This is a genomic window from Ralstonia sp. ASV6 (assembly GCF_016429285.1).
Classification (GTDB): domain Bacteria; phylum Pseudomonadota; class Gammaproteobacteria; order Burkholderiales; family Burkholderiaceae; genus Ralstonia; species Ralstonia flaminis.
The window spans coordinates 1-15,874 of record NZ_JAELUI010000125.1 but is presented as its reverse complement, the minus strand read 5'-3'; the positions used below and the strand labels follow the sequence as shown (position 1 = coordinate 15,874).

Here is a 15,874-nt window from a genome sequence, read left to right as displayed (position 1 = left end):
CGCATCGAGGCCACCTACTCGGCCCGCAACGGCATCGTCACGGTCAAACATCAGGGCAAATCCCTGTCCACCTATTCACCGCAGGGCGACTTCAAGGCCGTTGCACGCCAACTGCTCAGCGTCATGCTGACCATCTGAGCACGCAGTTCAGTCAAATGCTCCTTGGTTGGCTGGCGCCGGTCATGGTGAAAGCGCCTGTAATGGTTGGCCGGCCGTTTCGCCAATCCAGCGCCCGCGCGGCCGGACACTGGCGGCCGAGATCCGTTACGATGGCGGGCATCCCGTTCATCACTTTTGCAGATCGCCGGTTTCCGGCGCGCATTCACCGTGTCTGGCGACGCCGGCCTCCCCTCGTCTTCCGCGCCTGCCCCATCAGCGACAGCGCTGTCGCACGCGCCCTTCTCCTATCCTGCCTTCCGGCTGTTCTGGTTCACGAGGCTGTCCACCACCTTCGCCTACCAGATGTTCGGTGTGGCGGTCGGCTGGCAGATCTACGACCTCACACGCAGCGCCTATGTGCTCGGACTGGTGGGCCTTGCCCAGTTCCTGCCCTCGGTAGTGCTGGTGTTGGCCTCAGGTCATATCGCCGATCGCTACGACCGGCGCCGCGTGGTGCGTGCATGCCAGGCCATCGAGGCACTGGTAGCCATTACGCTGTCGATCATGGCGTTCAACGGGCACGCCGGCGTGCAGTCGATCTTCCTGTGCGTGGTCGTGATCGGCGCAATGCGCGCGTTCGAGACACCGACATTGCAGGCGTTGCTGCCATCGCTGGTGCCGCCGCAAGCACTGCCACGCGCCGTGGCGTTGTCCAGTTCGGCCGGACAAACCGGTGTCATCCTGGGGCCGGCGCTGGGTGGCTTCCTCTATGTGGCCGGCGCGCCGGTGGTGTATGCCACGGCAGCCGGGCTCTTTCTGCTTGCGCATGTCCTGCTGGCGTTTGTGCGCATGGAGCGCGTGGTGCCGGTCAGCACGCCGGTGAGTCTGCAGTCGCTGTTCGCAGGCATCGCTTTCATCAAGGGGCGACCGGTGGTACTGGGCGCCATCTCGCTCGACCTGTTCGCGGTGCTGCTGGGCGGCGCAACGGCGCTGCTGCCGATCTATGCGCGCGATATCCTGGGCACGCAGGCGTGGGGGCTGGGGCTGCTGCGCTCTGCGCCGGCAGTGGGCGCACTCGGTATGGCGCTCTTTCTCGCGCATCGGCCGCTGGAGCGGCGCGTGGGCAGGGTGATGTTTACTGCCGTGGCGGTCTTTGGGCTGGCAACACTGGTGTTCGGAATTTCGCGCTGGCTGCCGCTGTCGATGCTGGCGCTTGTGGTGCTGGGCGCGTCGGACATGATCAGCGTGGTGATCCGGACCTCGCTGGTGCAACTCGATACGCCCGATGCGATGCGCGGGCGCGTGAGTGCGGTCAACTCGGTCTTTGTGGGTGCGTCCAACCAGTTGGGCGAGTTCGAGTCGGGCATGGTGGCTGGGCTGCTGGGGCCGGTCCCCTCGGTGGTGATGGGCGCAATCGGCACGCTGCTGGTGGTGGCGGTCTGGATGCGCCTGTTTCCCGACCTGACGAATCGAGACCGCCTACGCGACCCGCACCCCGCACACCCGGCGCCCCCCTCTTCAGGGGGATAAGGCTGCACACCCGCGCCAATACTGGCCCGGGCAGAAATCGAGTGCTAAATCGGCCACCCTCTGGCAGGCATGTCAGCGAAACCCCGATGGCATCAGCGGCGGCCAGTTCATATGCTGAGTCACCTTTGGCCGCCCGATGCCGCTGCGCCCGATCGTGAAGTTCATCCTGCACTCCCCCTCTCGCCCTCTGGATGCGCGCGCTGCGCGCTCCGGGCACCTTGCACGCCCCGCACGCCCATCCAGGCCGGCCGAGCGGATCGCCGATCCTGGGCCGTTCAGCGGTAGCGGGCTGCGCGCCGCGCCGGCGATCCGGCCATCTGCCTGGCTGGTGGCGATTGGCGCGGCCGCGGTGGGCACGTTAGGGCGGCTGATGCTGGAATCGGCCATGGGCATTCGCCTACCATTTTATTTGGCGTTTCCGGTGGTGACGATTGCCGCCTGGTACGGCGGCTTCTGGCCAGGCATCGCGGCCATTACCACGTATGCGTTGCTGTTTGCCGGATTGGTCGAGCTGCAAGCGGTGCCGCCCATCAACCTCACGCCTGTGCAGTTGAGCGTGTTTGCTGCGGGCGCGCTGCTGATCTGCCTGCTGTGCGAACAGTTGCGTCGGGCGCGTGCCGGCGCCGAACGCCGCGCCCGCGCCGAAACGCTCCAACGCGTGTCGCAACAGCGCCTGCTGGCAGCACTGCAGGCCTCGCCCATCTCACTCTACGACGTCGACAACACGATGCACTTCACCTGGGTGCACAACCCCGTGTTCGGTCTGCAACCTGAGCAACTGATGGGACGCACCGTGCGCGAAGTGTTCGGCCGACGTGCCGCCGCACGCCTGACAGAAGCCGGCCAGCGCGTCATTGCCAGCGGTACGCCCACGCGAGTGGAATTCGCTTTCCGCCGCCGGCACACCCAGCGCGTGGTCTACGACGTGGTGGTCATGCCCCTGCGCGATGACACGGGGGAGATCATCGGCCTGACCAACGCCGTGATCGACATCAGCGAACGCCGCCAGGCCGAAACCCGCCGCGCGCAGCTGCTCGAAGCCGAATCGCGTGCGCGTGCGGAAGCCGAACGCGCCAGCCGCCTGAAAGACGACTTCCTTGCCACTGTCAGCCACGAACTGCGCACGCCGCTCAATGCCGTGCTGGGCTGGGCGCAGTTGCTGAACATGCGTGCGTATGACGAAGCCATGTTCAAGCGCGGGCTTGCAGCCATCGAGCGCAGCGCCCGCACGCAGGTCCACCTGATCGACGATCTGCTCGATATGTCTGCCATCCTGTCGGGCAAGGTGCCGCTGGAAATTGGAGAAGTCGATCTGGCCGACGTGCTGGAACGTGCGCGCGAAACCATCGAGCCGATGGCGCGCCAGAAACAGATCAGCATCGACACGGAATACCTGCCCGTGCCCATGCTGCAAGGCGATGCGGGGCGCCTGAAGCAGGTGTTCTGGAACCTGCTGGCCAACGCCGTCAAGTTCACGCCCGAAGGTGGACACGTCCGGTTATCGGTACACCCGGCACCAGAAGGCGTGGTAGCGACGGTGCGCGATACCGGCATCGGCATTGAACCCGCGTTCCTGCCGCATATCTTCGACCGCTTTCAGCAGGCAGACCTGTCCAACACGCGGCGCCACGGTGGTCTGGGGCTGGGGCTGGCGATCGCCAAGCAACTGGTCGAGCTGCATCACGGGCGCATTACAGCCGCCAGCAGCGGTGCCAATCACGGCACCACGATGGCCGTCACGCTGCCACTGCATGCCACGCAGCCGGACGAACAGACTGGGCGCATGCCCGGCTTCGTCTCCGGCACGTCGGCCCCGGCGCTGGACGGCATGCGCGTGCTGGCCGTGGACGACAACCCCGAATCGCTCGGCGTGATTGCGCTGATGCTCGAGCGCTACGGCGCCGAGGTCGTTACCGTATCCAATGGCGCAGCGGCACTTGATGCGCTGGAGCAGTCCCCCGCAGACGCCCCCTTTGACGCGCTGGTCAGCGATCTGGCCATGCCCGGCATGGACGGGTTGGAGCTTGTGCGTGCGGTACGTGCCTTATGTGTCAACGGCATCAGCATGAGCGACCTGCCCGCCATCGCCGTCACCGCATTTGCTGACCCGATCCGGTTGAAAGCGGCCAAGGAGGCCGGCTACCAATCCGTCATCACCAAGCCGATCTTCCCCGGGGAGCTGGGTCACGTGCTGGCCGCCAACGTGCGTCGTAAGAGCGGCCCGCAGACCTTGGTTTAGCCGACTGGCCTGACCTGCGCGCAACCATGCCTTGACGGAATGGTTGATCGAACAAAAGTCATTGGCGCGAGTGTGAGCACATCCGCATACTGGGGGTCTGCGCCGATCGGTGGGCATCTCTCCCCTAGCAGTTCCCACCCAGTTTCACTGATCGGCCAGCTCGCCCTTCCCATCAGCTCGCCATTCGTCCGTCGCGCGGCTGTCTGTTGTACCCATAAGAACGCCTGAATCCTGCCCCCCATCTCGGGTTGCATTGGCATTCCGGGCTCAGAGAGGAGACTGCATCGCCATGCCCATCCGTTCACTTCCCGTTGTGTTGTCTGCCATTGCGCTCGGCATGTCTGCACAGGCTATCGCCAAGGACACGGCCAAACCGGCCAACTCAGCCGCCGCGCAGACCATCGCCGTGCCCGGCCTGTCCAAACCCGCCGACATCCTGATCGACCATTGGGGCGTGCCGCACATCTATGCCAAGAGCGAAGACGACGGCTTCTTCGCGCAAGGCTTCAATGCCGCGCGCGACCGCCTGTTCCAGATCGACCTCTGGCGCCGCCGCGGCCTGGGGCAGCTCTCCGAAGTGTTCGGCCCCGCCTATGTGGAACAGGATCGCGCCGCGCGGCTGTTCCTCTATCGCGGGGACATGCAGGTCGAATGGAACCACTACAGCCCCGATGCGCAGCGCATCGCCACGCGCTTCGTTGCCGGCATCAACGCCTATGTCGATTGGCTGGCCAAGCACCCGGAGCAGATGCCGTTCGAGTTCCGCAAGCTGAACTACACGCCTGCGCACTGGACCCCGGAAGACGTGGTGCGCATCCGCAGCCACGGCCTCACGCGCAACCTGCAATCGGAGGTGGCGCGCGCCAACGTGGCCTGCAAGGCCAGCCTGGCCGACGACACCATCCGCTTCGGCCTGCAACCCGCATGGCAAACCCAGTTGCCAGAGGGCCTGGACCCTTGCCTGCCGAAGGATCTGCTCAAGGTCTTCTCGCTTGCCACGCAAGGCGTGAAACTCACACCGGAATCGCTGAAGGGCGTCGACATCGACAGCACGCGCGTGGCCGCTGCCACCAACCTCGAAGAGACCATGGAGGGCAGCAACAACTGGGTGATCTCGCCAGGCAAATCCACCACCGGCCGCGCCGTGATGGCCAACGACCCGCACCGCGCCTACTCCGCGCCGAGCCTGCGCTACATCGCCCACGTCAGCACGCCCACGCTCGACATCATCGGCGCGGGCGAGCCGTCGCTGCCAGCCGTGTCGATCGGCCATAACGGGCACGTCGCCTTTGGCCTGACCATCTTCAACATCGACCAGGAAGACCTCTACGTCTACGAGTTGAACCCGGCCAACAACAGCGAGTATCGCTACAACGGCGGCTGGGAACCCTTCAAGGTGCTGCACGAAACCGTGAAGGTGCGCGGCGTTGAGCCCCGCGCCATCGACCTCACCTTCACGCGCCACGGCCCCGTCATCTACGTCGATGCCGAGAAGCACCGGGCGTATGCCGTGCGTTCGGCATGGCTCTCGCCGGGGATGTCACCCTACTTCGGCTCGGTCGGCTACATGCGTGCGCGCACGTTCGCGCAGTTCAAGCAATCGATGCTGAACTGGGGCGCGCCCACCGAGAACCAGGTCTATGCCGATACGAAGGGCAACATCGGATGGGTACCCGGCGGCCTCGCCCCCATCCGCCCGAACTGGGATGGCCTGCTGCCCGTGCCCGGCGATGGCCGCTATGAATGGGCCGGCTTCTGGCGCGGCGACCAACTGCCCAGCACCTACAACCCGAAGTCGGGCTACTTCACCTCGTCCAACGAGATGAACCTGCCGGCCGACTATCCGTACCGCGAACGCAAGCTTGGCTTCGAGTGGACCAACGGCTCGCGCCACGCACGCATTGATGAAGTCCTGGCCAAGCTCGACAAGGTATCGATTGAAGATTCGATGCGCTTGCAGAATGACATGGTGTCGATTCCCGCGCGCCGGCTGATGACGCTGCTTAGCCCCCTGTCGTCCAACGATGCCGACACACAGGCCGCGCTCAACCTCTTCAAGGGCTGGAACGCGACCATGTTGGCGGACTCTCCACAGGCTGCGCTGCATGAGGTCTGGTTCACGCACCACCTGGGCCGCGCGTTCAAGAATGCGGTATTGACCAAGGCAGGCGCCGATGCCATGGGCGCCCCCGATACGGCAGTGATGCTCGACACGCTGGAACACCCGCAAGGCAGCGAACACAAATTCGGTGAAGACCCACAACAGGCCGCTGCCAAGCGTGACGCCGTGCTGCTCGCCAGCCTGAAGGACGCCTGGGCCGACATGGTCAAGCGCCAGGGCCCGAACCCACAGGCGTGGAATTGGGGCGCACTGCATCACAACCTGAACGCGCACCCGTTTGCGGCCATCGTCGACGAGGCCACGCGCGCCAAGCTCAACGTTGGCCCGACACCAGAAGGCGGCAGCGCCTACACGCCGAACCAGTCGACGTACCGCGCGAACGATTTCCTGCAGACCAACGGACCGTCGTTCCGCACGGTCGTGGATGTTGGCAACTGGGACAACTCACGCGCCGTCAACCTGCCCGGCCAATCCGGCAACCCCGACAGCCCGCACTACCGCGACCTCGCGCCGATGTGGCTCAAGGGCGCATACTTCCCGCTGCTGTATTCGCGCAAGGCAGTAGAGGCAGCCACGGAGTCACGTGTGCATCTGGTGCCGGCAAAGTAAGAAGCCGCACAAACAAAAACGCCACCGCTGTACAACGCGGTGGCGTTTTTGCTTTGGCCGACAGAGCACGCCTTGGCACCAGCACATGCATACAGGTGGTTTGGCCGTACCCTGCCCTATGCGGCGCCTTGAATTTTTGTGAGCGGGCGGAAAAAAGAAGGAGGCCTGTTTGAGCGAAGCGAGTTTGCCTCCTTCTCCGCCCGGCCACACAAATTCAAGGGGAAGTCGCCGCATCGGGCGCGCCTTTCTTTGCTTACTTTCTTTGGCAAGACAAAGAAAGTGAGTCGGCCCCGCCAGGGGACGAAACACCAGCGCACCACCAACGTCAACCTAAGCAGCCTGCCCCAAAGCCAACGCCGCACGCACAGCATCCGCACGCGGAATCGGCGCAACAGCGCTGTAACCCGTAGTCGAAATAGCCGCAGCCACATTGGCATAACGTGCCGCCTCAATCGGCGAATCCCCCGCCACGATGCGCGCAACAAACGAGCCACCAAAGCAATCCCCCGCTCCAGTCGCATCAATGGCATCAACCGTATGCCGCGGCACCAGCGTGCGCGACTCGGGCGTCGCCACATAGCAGCCTTCCGCGCCCATCTTGAGCGCCACCAGCTTGACACCCCAGCCAAGCAGCGTATCGACGATGCCATCACGGTCATGACAGTCGAGCAGCACAGTCACGTCATCCCAGCTTGGCAGGCACAGGTCGCACGTGCGCATGGCCTCGCGCATCACCGCACGGGCACGGGCCAGCGGCCACAGGCGCAAGCGCAGATTGGTATCGAACGACACCAGCACGCCCGACGCCCGCGCGTGCGACATCGCTGCCAGACCAGCATCGCAAGCCGTATCGCTGATCGCCAGGCTGATCCCCGACAGGTGGAACGCCTTGGCCGCCGCAATCGCCTGCAGCGGCAGATTCGCCGTCTGGAAACGGCTGGCGGCGGAGCCTGCACGCAGGTAATCGAAGTGGTGGCCGCGCGCATCGTGCGAGACGAAGTACAGGCCCGTGGGCGCCTGCGCATCGGTATACACGTAGGTGTGATCAACGCCCTCCGCTTGCCACAGCGCACGCAGCGCCTGACCAAAGCGGTCACCGCCCACTGCACTGATGTAGCCGGTGCGTGCGCCCTGCCGCGCCGCGGCAATGCAGAAATTGGACGTATCGCCGCCGAAACCGAAGTTCCACGACGTGCTGCCGGAATCCGCCTGGTTGAACTCGATCAGCGCTTCGCCATAGGCGAGGATGTCTGCCATGCGCGCCCCGCTCAGAAGTACGTCTGCACCACGTCAACGACGTTGTACGTATCGTCGATGACCGGGATCTGGCGCCACTTGTCGAACGTCAGGCAAGGGTGTGAGATGTCGAAGGCGATCATGTCGCCGACCTTGATGTCGTCGCCGGGGGCGATCTTCAGGTAGGCGTGCTGATCCATCATGCCGGTCACTTCCCAATGCGCGGGCGTGGCTGACGGTGCATTGTCACCCGGGCGGAAATGCAGCACCGGCAGCGGCAGACCGGCATCGAATGCGGCATCACGCTTGCCGAGCGCCACGATGGCGCGCTCGCCTTCCGGCACCGATTGCACGTAAGCCCACAGTTGCAGCGCGGGCAGCAGGCTGGAGCGCATCTTGTGCGCGATCGGGTTGTTGGCGTCGATACGCGCCTGCGCGGCCTTGTAGATGCCGACGTCGTGCGTCAGATAGCAGCCGGGGCGCAGCACCACATCCAGCGGCTGGCCGATATCGGTCTTGGCAAATTCCTCGGCCACCACGTCATACCAGGCCGAACCGGCACCGGTCAGCACCGCTGGCGTGCGTTGCAGGCGGCCGGCCTTGGCCAGATCACCAATCACCTTCACAGCGCGCTGCAGGAAGGCACGGATGTCAGCCTCTTCCTTGATCACGCCTTCGTACACTTCCACGCCCGCCAGCTTGACAGCGCCATTGGCATGCGTGAGTGCATCGAGCACCGATTGCAGTTGCGCCTCATCGCGCACACCGGTACGACCGCCCTGCACGCCCAGTTCGATCAACACCTGGATCGGGCGGCCCGCCTTGCCAAAGAAAGCGGCGAGCTGATCCACTTGATCGGCTGCATCCACCAGACAGAAGAATTCGAACGACGGATCGGCCAGCAGCTCAGCCAGGATCGCCATGTTGCGCTTGCCGATCAGCTGGTTGGCCATCAGCACGCGGCGCACGCCATGCGCGTAGGCAACGCGCGTCTGGTGCGCCGTTGCCAGCGTGATGCCCCACGCGCCGCCCGCCAGTTGGCGCTGGAACAGGCGCGGCGCCATCGTTGTCTTGCCGTGCGGCGCCAGCTTGACACCGTATTCACCCACGAAACGCTGCATCCAGGCCAGGTTGTGCTCCAGGCGCGACTGCGAGAGCACCGCCACCGGCAGGTTCAGGTCTTCGCTCAATACGTTCCAGCGCTGCGCAGCGATCTGCTCCGGCGCACAAGCGGTTTCCAACGCACCCAGACCCTTATCGAGCGGGTTGACGACGGCGTTGGCGTCTCCTTGGTACTTTGTATCACTCATGGGAATCGACTCGCGTTCCTTTGGGGGTAAACATCGGGTTGACACAATGATAGCGGCGAAATTATTCTCCGGGCCAGCCTGTTACAAAGTACCAAAGCACTCCGTTTGCTGCTATCCGGACAACTACCGGGAGCCCTGCATGCTTGAACCAATGCGCGAACCGATGGACATCGTCACCCGAATCTCTCAGCGTGCCGCCGAGTTGCGCCCCGCTGAGCAGAAGGTCGCGCAGACGGTGCTGGGTGACATTGCCGAAGCGGCTGCCGGCAGCATCCAGACGCTGGCCGAACGCGCCGGCGTAAGCGAAGCCAGCGTCACCCGATTCGCCAAAGCGATGGGTTGCCGCGACGTGCGCGAACTCAAACTCAAGCTAGCGCAGGCAGCCGCAGTCGGCCAGCGCTTTCTGGATGGCGGCGCAGACCGCCCGCCTTCCAGCGCAGACGGCATCCTGGCCGACATCACCAACGTGCTGGAAGCCAACCGCGCCCTGGTGCGGCCGGAGGCGTTCCGCAGCGCTGGCGAGGCCCTGGCAAAGGCGCGCATGGTCGCGGTGTTCGGCATGGGCGGCGGCTCGACCACCATGGCCGACGAGATGCGCTACCGCCTTGCCCGCCTGGGACGGCCAGTCACCACCTATCATGATTCGATGCTGCAGCGGATGGTTGCGGCCACGCTCAGCCCGGACGACGTGGTGGTCGTGTTCTCCGTGACTGGCCACGTGCCGGAGGTGATCGACAGCGTGACCATCGCGCGCGAGTACGGCGCCAAGATCGTTGCCATCACGGCCATCGGTTCACCCGTGGCGGCGCTGGCCGATGTCTTGCTGCCGATCCAGTCCATGGAGACCGATTTCATCTTCAAGCCGTCGTCATCGCGCTACGCCATGATGATGATGATCGACCTGCTGGCGACCGAGGTCGCACTGCAGCAGGCCGATCGCAGCAAGGAGCTCTTACGGCGCATCAAGTACGTGCTCGATGCGCATCGCGGCGGCGGCAATCGCCAGCCGCTCGGAGACTGAGCAGGAGCAGTACATGGAACAATACGACAGCGTCATCCGCCAGGTCCGCATCGTCGACGGCAGCGGCCACGAACCCGAGGCCACGCTGTTTGACGTAGCCATCATCGATGGACGCATTGCTGCCATCGCCACGTCGGATTCCACCGCGTGGCTGGGCGACAAGGAAATCGCCGGCGAAGGCCGCGTGCTCGCCCCTGGCTTCATCGACGTGCACACGCACGACGACACCAACGTGATCCGTACACCTGACATGCTATGCAAGGTGTCGCAGGGCATCACCACGGTCATCGTCGGCAACTGCGGCATCAGCGCATCGCCGGCCACGCTCAAGGGCGACCCGCCGGACCCGATGAATCTGCTCGGGCCCGCCAGCGCGTTTGCGTATCCGACGTTTGCGTCGTATGTGGAAGCCGTGGAGCGCGCGCAACCAGCAGTCAACGTGGCCGCGCTGATCGGCCACACTGCGCTGCGCAACAACCATCTGGACCGCCTAGACCGCCCCGCCACCGCCGATGAAGTCGAAGGCATGCGCACGCAACTGCGCGAGGCGCTCGACAACGGTGCGCTGGGTCTGTCCACAGGCTTGGCCTATGCCAACGCGTTTGCGTCGACGACCGAAGAGGTCATGGGCCTGGCCGAACCGCTGGCCGAAGCCGGCGCCATCTACACCACGCACCTGCGCACGGAGTTTGCGGCCATCCTCGACGCGATGGACGAGGCCTACCGCATCGGCAAGCATGCGCGCGTGCCCATCGTGATCTCGCACTTGAAGTGCGCGGGCGCCGCCAACTGGGGCCGCGCAGGTGAGGTGCTGGAATCGATCGAAGGCGCGCAGCGCTATCAGCCGGTGGGCTGCGATTGTTATCCGTACACGGCCAGTTCATCCACGCTCGACCTAAAACAGGTGACGGATGAATTCGACATCTTCATCACCTGGTCGGAGCCACATCCTGGCATGGCCGGGCAGATGCTCAAGGAGATTGCCGCCGCCTGGGGCACGGACCTAATGGACGCCGCCCGCCGCCTGCAGCCGGCGGGTGCCGTTTACCACAACATGTCGCCGCAAGACCTGGATCGCATCATCACGCACCCCGCCACGGTGATCGGCTCCGACGGTCTGCCGAATGATCCGAAGCCGCATCCGCGCCTGTGGGGCGCCTTCCCGCGCGTGCTCGGCTACTACAGCCGCGAGCGCAAGCTGCTCTCCCTCTCGGCCGCCATCCGCAAGATGACGGGTCAGTCCGCTGAGCGCTTCGGCCTGACCGAACGCGGCCTCGTGCGCGAAGGCTATTGGGCAGACCTCGTGCTGTTCGACCCCGAAACCGTACGCGATGTCGCTACCTTTACCGACCCGCAGCAACCGGCGGCCGGCATTGCGGCGGTTTGGGTCAACGGCCACCTGTCGTACCGCGAGGGCACCGTGCAGCCGAACCGCGCCGGGCGCTTCCTCAAGCGCGGGCCGCGCGTGCAGGCAGTTGCCTCCGCTGAACTTCACTGAATTTCTGTACCTGTTTGAAAGAAAGGAACGTAGCTATGACGATTACCCGAATTGGCGTCGAAGGCGGCACCGGCACCGGTGGCCAGCATCTCCCCTTTGCCCGTGCCGCCGGCGCAGACGGCTGGCTGTTCGTCTCGGGCCAGACGCCCATGGTGAACGGCGAGGTGGTCGGCAACGGCATTGTTGAGCAATCGCACCAGACCATCAAGAACGTGCTCGCCATCCTGGCCGAGGCCGGCTACGGCCCCGAGCACGTCGTGCGCTGCGGCGTGTGGCTGGATGATCCGCGTGACTTCCAGTCGTTCAACAAGGTGTTCAAGGAATACTTTGGCGCCAACCCGCCAGCGCGCGCCTGCGTCGTGTCGAGCATGGTGATCGACTGCAAGGTCGAAGTGGATTGCGTGGCCTACAAGAAGCCGTAACTCGCAAGTCAAGCGCATTTCAAAAGGGGCGCCCTGCACGACGGGGCGTCTTAACAACAAGAGCCGTGAATATCCCTGAGGAGGAAACCCGATGGTCCCGATGCAAGGCAACTCGCTATTGCTGACCGCCGCGCTGGCGGTGGTCGCGCTGATCTACCTGATCGCCGTCCAGAAACTGAACCCGTTCGTTACGCTGATCGTCGTCTCGCTCGCGCTGGGCGTGGTGGTCGGCATGCCGATGGGCAACATCGTCAAGGCGTTCGAAACAGGTGTGGGCAACACGCTTGGCCACATTGCGCTGGTGGTGGGCTTAGGGACCATGCTCGGCAAGATGATGGCGGAATCCGGAGGTGCCGAACGCATCGCCAGGACGCTTATCAACGCCTTTGGCGAGAAGAATGCGCACTGGGCGATGATGGTGGTGGCCTTCATCATCGGTCTGCCGGTGTTCTTTGAAGTCGGTTTCGTGCTGCTGATTCCGATTGCCTTCAACGTGGCCAAGCGCACGGGCACGCCGATCCTGATGGTCGGCCTGCCGATGGTGGCGGGCCTGTCGGTGGTGCACGGCCTGATCCCCCCGCACCCGGCCGCACTGCTGGCCGTGACCGCCTACCAGGCAGACATCGGCAAGACCATCCTGTACGCGCTGATCGTCGGCCTGCCGACCGCCATCCTGGCGGGTCCGGTGTGGGCCATGCTGGTCTCGCGCTACGTCAAGCCGGATGAGAACAACCCGCTGGCCGCGCAGTTTGTTGAATCTGATCAGAAACGCGAACTGCCGGGCTTTGGCATCACGCTGTTCACGATCCTGCTGCCGGTGGTGCTGATGCTGATCGGCAGCTGGGCAGATCTGATTGCCGCGCCCAAGACGCTTGCGAACGACATCCTGAAGCTGGCCGGCAACTCGGTCATGGCGCTGCTGATTGCCGCGATCGTGAGCTTCTACACCTTCGGCAAGGCACGCGGCTTCAATCGCGAAACCATCCTCAAGTTCACCAACGAGTGTCTGGCGCCAATTGCCACGATCACGCTGGTGGTGGGTGCGGGCGGCGGCTTCGGCCAGATCCTGCGTGACTCGGGCGTGTCGAAGGCGATCGTGGGTGTGGCGATGGACGCCAGCCTCTCGCCGCTGCTGCTGGGTTGGGTGGTGGCCGTGATGATCCGTATTGCCACCGGTTCGGCCACCGTGGCCATGACCACCGCCTGCGGTATCGTCGCCCCGATCGCTGCAGCTTCTGGCGCGGCCGTCCGGCCAGAGCTGATGGTGCTCGCCACCGGCGCCGGTTCGCTGATCCTGTCACACGTGAATGACGGCGGTTTCTGGCTGGTGAAGGAGTACTTCAACCTGACCGTGCCGCAAACCTTCAAGACGTGGACTGTGCTGGAAACCATCATCTCGATCGTGGCGCTGCTGTTGACTCTGGCGCTGTCGACCGTCGTCTAAGCTTGTTAGTTGTGTCGTTGAACTAGGAGAACGTTGTGGGTATCGATTCCGTCGTCCTGGCCGGCCCGGTCATTCCGGTGCTGCAGTTCCAATCCGTCGATGAAGGCGTCAAGGTGTGCCGCGCGCTGTACGAGGGCGGTATCCGCACGTTCGAGATCACGATGCGCACGCCGGTAGCGCTGGATGTGATCAGCGCGGTTGCCAAGGACCTGGGCAGCGATGCCATCGTTGGCGCTGGCACACTCACGCGGCCGGAGCACTTTGCGCAAGCGAAAGAGGCCGGCGCTGTGTTTGCTGTATCGCCGGGTATCACGCCCGCGCTGGCAGCCGCGCAGGCCAAGTCCGGCCTCGACTGGCTGCCGGGCATTGCGACACCGTCCGAGCTGATCCTGGCGCTGGAGTTCGGCCTGACCACGCTGAAGTTCTTCCCGGCCGAGGCGGCAGGCGGCATCCCGATGCTCAAGTCGATCCACGGCCCGTTCGGTGACGTGCGCTTCTGCCCGACCGGCGGCATTACGCCCAAGAGCGCGCCCGATTACCTCGCACTGCCCAACGTAGTGTGTGTGGGCGGCTCGTGGATGGTACCCAAGGACAAGGTCGCTGCCAGCGACTGGTCAGGCATCACGGCGCTCGCCAAGGAAGCAGCCGCGCTCAAGCGGTAGTCAACGTCACCTCTCTAGCGCGGCCGGCTATTGCGTCAGGCAAAGCTGACCGCGCGCTCCATCTGCTCCCGATATCGGACGATGTCTTCGATGGTCAGCACCGGCAGGTTGTGCTGATCGGCAAAGCGCACCGCGTCATCACGGCGCGCCATGGTGCCGTCGGGCAGCATCAGTTCGCATAGCACCGCAGCCGGCGGCAAGCCCGCCAGACGCGCAAGGTCGACCGAGCCTTCGGTATGGCCGCGCCGCGTGAGCACCCCACCCTCCTTCGCCACCAGCGGGAACACATGCCCGGGGCTGACGACGGATTGCGTATCGGCGTCCGGCGCAATCGCTGCACGGATGGTCGTGATGCGGTCCGCCGCCGACACGCCAGTGCTCACGCCTGTGCGTGCCTCGATCGACACGGTGAACGCCGTACCGTACTGGCTGCGGTTGTCTTCCACCATCGGGCGCAGGCCGAGCGATGCGCTCTTCTCCGCCGTCAGGCACAGGCAGACGATGCCGCTGCATTCGCGAATCAGCATGGCCATGCTGGCCTGCGTGAGCTTGTCTGCGGCAACGATCAGATCGGCCTCGTTCTCGCGGTCGGCATCATCGAGCACGACGACGGGCACGCCAAGCCGCACGGCATCGAGCGCAGCAGCCATGCGCGCAGGCATGTCGGCCGGATCGAAACGCGCGTCGATGGCGTCAAGCATCACATTGCTGGTAGGCAATGCGGGCGGGTGGACCACAGGGGATTGCTGAGTAGACAACATGGAAACGCTCCTCGCTGAGATTGGCGACAAGACGTTCCAGGGCAAGCAGACAAACACGCCCGTGCAGCGGCCGCACTCGGCAAAGCCCGAGCGCGCCCCTACCGCGGGAGCGTGTTGTTCCGCACATCTTCTTCCATCCGGACTCTGACCGTCGGCCCCGGCATCTCACCGGATCTGCTGACCCCGATATGCGCAGCGCATACCGGGCGCTCGCGGGCTCACGGGCGCAAACACCTTGCCCGCATACCGCCGGTGGGGAATTCCACCCCGCCCTGAAGACGTACTAAACCGACAAAAGTGTCGGCAGGCGCCATGCTACCGCAACAAGTTGCAATGCATCGACCCTACTGATGGGTCGGACAAGGATGGCGGAAGCGGCGAGACTTTTACTTCGCCCGCGCCAGCACGGCATGCAGCAGCACATCGGCGCCGCGCGTGACATCTTCGGGCAGCGCGTCTTCGGCCTCGTTGTGGCTCAGGCCGTTGACGCACGGGATGAAGATCATCGCCGTCGGACAATGCTTGGCGATGTGGATGGCGTCATGCCCCGCGCCGCTCACGATGCGCTGGTGCGGGTAGTCGAGCGCCGCCACCGCATCGGCCACGGCCTTCACGCAGTCGGCATCGAACGGCGTGGCGGGACTCACCCAATGCTGGTCGATCTGCACCGTCAGGCCACGACGTTCGGCAATCTCAGTAAAGCGCTCACGCAGCGCGGTTTCCATTTCTGCGATGCGGGCTTCTTCGTGGTGGCGCAGGTCCACCGTGAAGGCCAGATCAGCGGCAATGGTGTTGCGGGAGGCATTGAGGATGCCGATCTCGCCAACCGTGGCCAGACCGCGTGGCGCAAAATCATCGACCAGCGCTTCCAGCGAAGTCGCCATCTCAGCCGCTGCGAACAGTGCGTCGCGGCGAAAGCGC

12 protein-coding genes and 1 riboswitch are annotated in these 15,874 nt (G+C 64.6%); of the genes, 8 read left to right on the top strand and 4 right to left on the bottom strand.

The annotated features are described in order from the left end of the window. Positions 1–327: 327 nt before the first annotated feature. The 3 genes from JHD73_RS21135 to JHD73_RS21125 all read left to right on the top strand — a co-directional run bounded on the left by JHD73_RS21135 (position 328) and on the right by JHD73_RS21125 (position 6,599). A complete protein-coding gene (locus JHD73_RS21135; RefSeq protein WP_199032163.1) occupies positions 328–1,629 on the top strand; it encodes an MFS transporter in 1,302 nt (433 codons plus the stop codon). A 136-nt stretch (positions 1,630–1,765) separates the two neighbouring features. Continuing rightward, the gene (locus JHD73_RS21130; RefSeq protein ID WP_199032162.1) at positions 1,766–3,868 is read left to right on the top strand and encodes an ATP-binding protein; all 2,103 of its coding nucleotides are present in this window, start codon (positions 1,766–1,768) and stop codon (positions 3,866–3,868) included. A 289-nt stretch (positions 3,869–4,157) separates the two neighbouring features. Continuing rightward, on the top strand, positions 4,158–6,599 hold the full coding sequence (locus tag JHD73_RS21125; protein WP_199032161.1) for a penicillin acylase family protein: 2,442 nt from the start codon (positions 4,158–4,160) through the stop codon (positions 6,597–6,599). A gap of 330 nt (positions 6,600–6,929) precedes the next feature. Here the strand turns inward: JHD73_RS21125 and JHD73_RS21120 are convergent, their stop codons facing one another. Both JHD73_RS21120 and JHD73_RS21115 read right to left on the bottom strand, forming a co-directional pair. Then, on the bottom strand, positions 6,930–7,856 hold the full coding sequence (locus tag JHD73_RS21120; protein ID WP_199032160.1) for a sugar kinase: 927 nt from the start codon (positions 7,854–7,856) through the stop codon (positions 6,930–6,932). Between the two features lie 11 nt (positions 7,857–7,867). Beyond that, on the bottom strand, positions 7,868–9,145 hold the full coding sequence (locus JHD73_RS21115; RefSeq protein WP_199032159.1) for an amino acid deaminase: 1,278 nt from the start codon (positions 9,143–9,145) through the stop codon (positions 7,868–7,870). Between the two features lie 151 nt (positions 9,146–9,296). On the opposite strand from JHD73_RS21115, the gene JHD73_RS21110 reads away from it, so the two are divergent. The 5 genes from JHD73_RS21110 (at position 9,297) to JHD73_RS21090 (ending at position 14,192) form a co-directional block, all read left to right on the top strand. After that, a complete protein-coding gene (locus tag JHD73_RS21110) occupies positions 9,297–10,166 on the top strand; it encodes a MurR/RpiR family transcriptional regulator (RefSeq protein ID WP_199032164.1) in 870 nt (289 codons plus the stop codon). A 13-nt stretch (positions 10,167–10,179) separates the two neighbouring features. Beyond that, positions 10,180–11,664, top strand: a complete 1,485-nt coding sequence (locus JHD73_RS21105; RefSeq protein WP_199032158.1) for a D-aminoacylase — start codon at positions 10,180–10,182, stop codon at positions 11,662–11,664. Between the two features lie 35 nt (positions 11,665–11,699). Continuing rightward, positions 11,700–12,086, top strand: coding sequence for a RidA family protein (locus tag JHD73_RS21100; RefSeq protein WP_009240594.1), 387 nt, complete (start codon positions 11,700–11,702; stop codon positions 12,084–12,086). A 91-nt stretch (positions 12,087–12,177) separates the two neighbouring features. Further along, positions 12,178–13,530 carry a gluconate:H+ symporter gene (locus JHD73_RS21095; protein WP_199032157.1) on the top strand — a complete coding sequence of 451 codons (1,353 nt, stop codon included), beginning with the start codon at positions 12,178–12,180 and terminating at the stop codon, positions 13,528–13,530. Between the two features lie 35 nt (positions 13,531–13,565). Next, positions 13,566–14,192, top strand: coding sequence for a bifunctional 4-hydroxy-2-oxoglutarate aldolase/2-dehydro-3-deoxy-phosphogluconate aldolase (locus JHD73_RS21090; RefSeq protein WP_199032156.1), 627 nt, complete (start codon positions 13,566–13,568; stop codon positions 14,190–14,192). A gap of 35 nt (positions 14,193–14,227) precedes the next feature. Here the strand turns inward: JHD73_RS21090 and ribB are convergent, their stop codons facing one another. After that, positions 14,228–14,953, bottom strand: coding sequence for a 3,4-dihydroxy-2-butanone-4-phosphate synthase (gene ribB, locus JHD73_RS21085; protein ID WP_199032155.1), 726 nt, complete (start codon positions 14,951–14,953; stop codon positions 14,228–14,230). Positions 14,954–15,074: 121 nt separating this feature from the next. Then, a riboswitch (FMN riboswitch) is annotated at positions 15,075–15,237 on the bottom strand. Positions 15,238–15,339: 102 nt separating this feature from the next. Further along, positions 15,340–15,874 (bottom strand): M20/M25/M40 family metallo-hydrolase (locus JHD73_RS21080; RefSeq protein WP_199032154.1); only part of this gene is annotated, 535 nt, incomplete at its 5' end.

Coding starts and splice junctions, on each gene's coding strand:
- JHD73_RS21130 (WP_199032162.1), top strand. CDS start 1,766: ATGCCGCTGCGCCCGATCGTGAAGTTCATCCTGCACTCCCCCTCTCGC.
- JHD73_RS21125 (WP_199032161.1), top strand. CDS start 4,158: ATGCCCATCCGTTCACTTCCCGTTGTGTTGTCTGCCATTGCGCTCGGC.
- JHD73_RS21120 (WP_199032160.1), bottom strand. CDS start 7,856: ATGGCAGACATCCTCGCCTATGGCGAAGCGCTGATCGAGTTCAACCAG.
- JHD73_RS21115 (WP_199032159.1), bottom strand. CDS start 9,145: ATGAGTGATACAAAGTACCAAGGAGACGCCAACGCCGTCGTCAACCCG.
- JHD73_RS21110 (WP_199032164.1), top strand. CDS start 9,297: ATGCGCGAACCGATGGACATCGTCACCCGAATCTCTCAGCGTGCCGCC.
- JHD73_RS21105 (WP_199032158.1), top strand. CDS start 10,180: ATGGAACAATACGACAGCGTCATCCGCCAGGTCCGCATCGTCGACGGC.
- JHD73_RS21100 (WP_009240594.1), top strand. CDS start 11,700: ATGACGATTACCCGAATTGGCGTCGAAGGCGGCACCGGCACCGGTGGC.
- JHD73_RS21095 (WP_199032157.1), top strand. CDS start 12,178: ATGGTCCCGATGCAAGGCAACTCGCTATTGCTGACCGCCGCGCTGGCG.
- ribB (WP_199032155.1), bottom strand. CDS start 14,953: ATGTTGTCTACTCAGCAATCCCCTGTGGTCCACCCGCCCGCATTGCCT.